Below are 207 nucleotides of genomic sequence, written 5' to 3'. Positions count from 1 at the left end.
AGCCAAACGAATTACAACCTGTTAAATAGATGTTTTGAAAAGCTTTTCGAAAAAAATATAGGTTTAGCAATCGCTATTAAATCAACACAACAATTCGAAACGATGAAGCAATTAATACTAACATTTTTACAAGGTAATAAAGAATAAATGATGAGCAAGAAATTTTGTAAATGTATGCTCGTATATGGCTCTAGTACTATGACAGTA

Annotated in this window: 1 pseudogene; it reads left to right on the top strand. The window is 29.0% G+C overall.

From position 1 onward, the window contains the following. Window positions 1–144: pseudogene (locus D9V42_RS15520) on the top strand (hypothetical protein); the annotation flags it as partial. Window positions 145–207: the final 63 nt, after the last annotated feature.

The organism is Staphylococcus pseudoxylosus, assembly GCF_003697915.1.
GTDB lineage: Bacteria > Bacillota > Bacilli > Staphylococcales > Staphylococcaceae > Staphylococcus > Staphylococcus pseudoxylosus.
The sequence above is the reverse complement of the archived record's forward strand: the minus strand, read 5'-3'. Positions and strand labels throughout refer to the sequence as shown.